Here is a 3,977-nt window from a genome sequence, read left to right as displayed (position 1 = left end):
TCAAAAGAAATAATAAGTCTTACAAATTATAAAAATATAGCGGATAAATTTTTCTTATCCGAAGAAACTAAAAGATTTACCAATATTACTTTTTTAAGTCCGACTACATATAAAGTGAATAAAAAATTTGTTTTTTTTCCTAATTTGGACAATATTTTTATAAGCGCATATAATAAATGGAATACATATGGAGAAAATATTTCATTAGAAGATAGTAATATAATTTCCGATATATCCAAAAATGTCAATATAATTAAATATAATTTAAGAAGCGTTAAATTTAGTATGGAAGGCGTAAAGATAAATTCTTTTATGGGAAATATCGTCATTCATTGCTCTGGAAATAAACCGCTTGTTAATATATGCAATATTTTGCTCGAGTTTTCAAAATATTCTGGAATTGGCGCTAAAACTTCAATTTCGATGGGAGGAGTTAATATTGAAAGAAGTTAAATTTTTATTATAATATTTTATTATATTTAGGAGTAAAAATATGTCTCAAATAAAAAAGTATGTATTATTTTCGCCCGTTGGAACGCATGACCCTATAGGAGTTGTCGATAAAGATGGCAAACCTTCGGAAGGTTCTATGCTTCATATAATAAGACACTATAAACCAGATGCGGTTTATTTATATATAACTAAAGAATTAAACTATAATGATAATAGATATGAGAAAGCTATAAAAAAATTCAATCCCGACTGTGAAGTGAAAGAGATAATTAGCGAATTAGACGATGATGATGTAAATAGTTATGACGCTTTTATAGAAGATTTTAGAAAATATATAACAGAAATTTATAACAAATATAATAAAAAAGGTTATGAAATATTGCTTAATATAGCTTCTGGAACTCCGCAAATGAAATCTAATTTAATATTAGAAATTATAACTAATAATAATACTAAACTTATACCAGTGCAGGTAGATACTCCTAGAAAAAAGCGAAACTTTGAAGATATATTTAAATTTGAAGACCTTGATAAAATAGATATATAAAAAGAATATAAGAATAATAGATGCAAAGAGCCAGGAATATTAAGTTTTAAAAGAGCAAAAATTCAATCTCAAATAGAATCTTTAATAAGAAACTACGAATATTCTTCGGCATATCGACTCTTTATTGAAGATAGAAAAGATATTTCCCAGCTATTTAACGATGATTTAAAAAAAATTTTGTATCATGCATCTTTAAGAGTAAATTTAAAATATGACGAAGCGAATAAAATTATAAATTTACAAAATAAAGACTTAACAAATGTTGAAAACGAATTGCTAGAATATTATTATGTTATGAAATTAAAATATAAAAAAGGAGAACTATCGGATTTTATATTAAGAATATCTCCTTTTGCCACCGATTTATTATTTTATTATTTGAAAAAAAATGTTCCAGCGTTAAATAAAGTGCTTCAAGATTCTAAAGATGGCAAACAAATTTGTATTGATTTAAGTTCTGATAAAAACCTTATTAATTTTTATAACAGTAAATATAATGCTAATTATAACAATAAAAAAGCGGATAGCTTTATAAATTTAGATAGACTATTAAAAATAATGGATTACTATAAAAATAATGGCGTAAATTCTAAAATGATAAACAAATTTTTAGATATTAGAAAAATAGAAAGAGATGTAAGAAATAATGTCGCACATAGAATGATAAATATCACCGAACAATTTATAAATAAAAAAGTCGGTTTATCGTCAGAAGATATATTGAAAAAGAATGAAGAATTATTAAAGATAGTTATACCAAAAATAAACATTAATGATTTTATATACGATGAAATTAATAATAAAATAATAGAGTTATTGCAGAAATACAAATAAAATATTACCTCCCGAAATTATTTTAAGTTTAATTAATATTCAAATAATTTATATAATCCAAAACGGCATTTAAGATATTTTAATTTTAAAATATCTTTTTCGGTTTTATAGTTAATACTTTCCAAATAAAAATTAATTCCATCTTATCTTTTTTTGTAGAATAATTTTTATTTTTTAGCAATTTGATAAAATAAAAGTATATAGATAAATTATTAATTTTCAAGTAATTTTATTTGGATTGCTTCGCCTACGGCTCGCAATGACAATATTTTTTTAACTGTCATTAAGATGTTTTGGAAATAAGAATTGAATTCGTCATTACGAGATTTTGTAAATAATAATATGAATTTGTCATTACGAGGGCAACGCCCGAAGTAATCCAAATAATAGGAATATATTTTTAAAATATAATTTTGTTAAATAATAGATTGCTTCATTACATTCGCAATGACGAAGTAGAAAATTAAAGTTTGCAATGAAGGGCAATAATAAATTTTATTATTTAATTGCACTTATAAGGATTTTGATTTATTATATACGAAAAATTATTTTTACAAGGACTTAACAATGAAAAATTTTCAAATATTTTTAAGCGCTTTTTTATTTATCATAATTTCGATAATTTCCTGCAATAGTGATAATAAAAATAATTCCGTTTTGCAAATAAAAGACAGAGCGGAAAACGAGATAACCGTCCCAGAAAATATTAATAAAATAATCTGCCTCTCTCCTTCGATTACGGAAATTTTAATTGATATTGGAGAGGCAAATAAAATAATTTCCGTTGATTCTTATTCAAAAGAAATTTTAGAAAAAAATAATATCGATTCTTCTGAGATGCAAATTTTCGATATGATGAATCCAGATGCGGAAAAAATAATTTCGCTTAATCCCGACATTATTTTTGTAAATACATTTAGCGTTTTTTCGGGGAAAAGTTCGATAGACGCGATAAAAAATTTAGGTTTGTCGGTTGCGGTAATTCCAAATAGCGACACTTTAATCGGAATAGAAGACGATATTTATTTTTTGGGCAAAGTTTTAAAACTTGAAGATAAAGCGGAAGAAATAGTTTTTGAAATGAAAGAAAATATTGAAAAAATAAAATCGATTGGAGATAAAATAAAAATTGAAGAAAATCAAAAAACCGTTTATTTTGAAATAGGCTCAATACCGAATTTATACAGTTTCGGAACTAATGTTTATTTGGACGATATGATAAATATTATCGGAGCGAAAAATATTTTTGAAGATAGAAATTCTTGGATAGCCGTATCGGAAGAGAGCGTTTTGTCGGCAAATCCCGATATTATTTTTACGAGCGTTGATTATATAGAAAATCCTACAAATGAAATTCTTAATCGCAAAGCTTGGCAAAATATAAAAGCAATTCAAAATAAAGAAGTTTATTTTATTCCTTCGAGTTCGCTTCCGAATCATAATATTATAAAGGCTTTAATTTTAATGGCAAAATCAATTTATCCTAACGAATATCGGGAATTGGATTTATTTTTATGATAAAAAAAATTTTGGTAATTATAATTTTAGTTTTTATTTCGATTATATTGTCGATATGCATCGGAAATGTTTTTATATCTCCGAAAGAAATAATTTCTATTTTTATTTATAAAATTTTTTCTCCGAATTTAATCTATAATAAAATAAGCGCCGATATTATTTTTAATATAAGACTTCCCCGTTCTATTTTGGCTTTTTTTGTGGGAGCGTCTTTATCTTTGACGGGAATCGTTATGCAGTCGATATTGAGAAATCCGCTTGCTTCGGTTTATAATTTGGGAATATCTTCGGGAGCGGGACTCGGAGCGTCTTTATTAATAATAACGGGAATAAATTTTAATCAATATTTTATTTCGGCAATTTCGACTTTATTCGCTTTCATAACTATAATATTTATTTTATTTATTGCGTGCAGAATAGACAAATACATGAATAATAATTCGATAATTCTAGCGGGAATCGTAATATCTTTATTTCTTTATTCTCTTATGAGTTTTTTTATTTATATATTTCCAAAATATTCAAATCGAATAATATTATGGCAGTTAGGAAATTTATATTTGAAAAATTTTTTAGATATTTTAATTATAATTTTAATAACTATAATTTTTTTAATCGTTTTAAT

At 24.8% G+C, this 3,977-nt stretch carries 3 protein-coding genes and 1 pseudogene; all 4 read left to right on the top strand.

Features of this window, described 5'->3' with window-relative positions:
* The coding region (gene cas6, locus ACR0QS_RS11725; protein WP_432633635.1) for a CRISPR system precrRNA processing endoribonuclease RAMP protein Cas6 at positions 1 to 453 on the top strand (453 nt) is incomplete at its 5' end.
* 40 nt (positions 454 to 493) lie between these two features.
* Positions 494 to 1,834, top strand: a pseudogene (gene csm6 / locus ACR0QS_RS11720) (type III-A CRISPR-associated CARF protein Csm6).
* A gap of 567 nt (positions 1,835 to 2,401) precedes the next feature.
* Entirely contained in the window at positions 2,402 to 3,352 is a 951-nt protein-coding gene (locus ACR0QS_RS11715) for an ABC transporter substrate-binding protein (protein WP_432633634.1), read from the top strand.
* Positions 3,349 to 3,977, top strand: a 629-nt coding sequence (locus ACR0QS_RS11710; RefSeq protein WP_432633633.1) for a FecCD family ABC transporter permease, incomplete at its 3' end; no start/stop codon positions are given. The genes ACR0QS_RS11715 and ACR0QS_RS11710, both read left to right, overlap by 4 nt.

The sequence above is a fragment of the Brachyspira sp. genome (assembly GCF_050873525.1).
In the GTDB taxonomy this organism is placed as follows: domain Bacteria; phylum Spirochaetota; class Brachyspiria; order Brachyspirales; family Brachyspiraceae; genus Brachyspira.
Note: the sequence above shows the minus strand (reverse complement) of the source record. Positions and strands in the feature narration are given on the sequence as shown.

Excerpts from the sequence above, each read along its gene's own strand:
- ACR0QS_RS11715 (WP_432633634.1), top strand. The coding sequence starts at position 2,402 with ATGAAAAATTTTCAAATATTTTTAAGCGCTTTTTTATTTATCATAATT.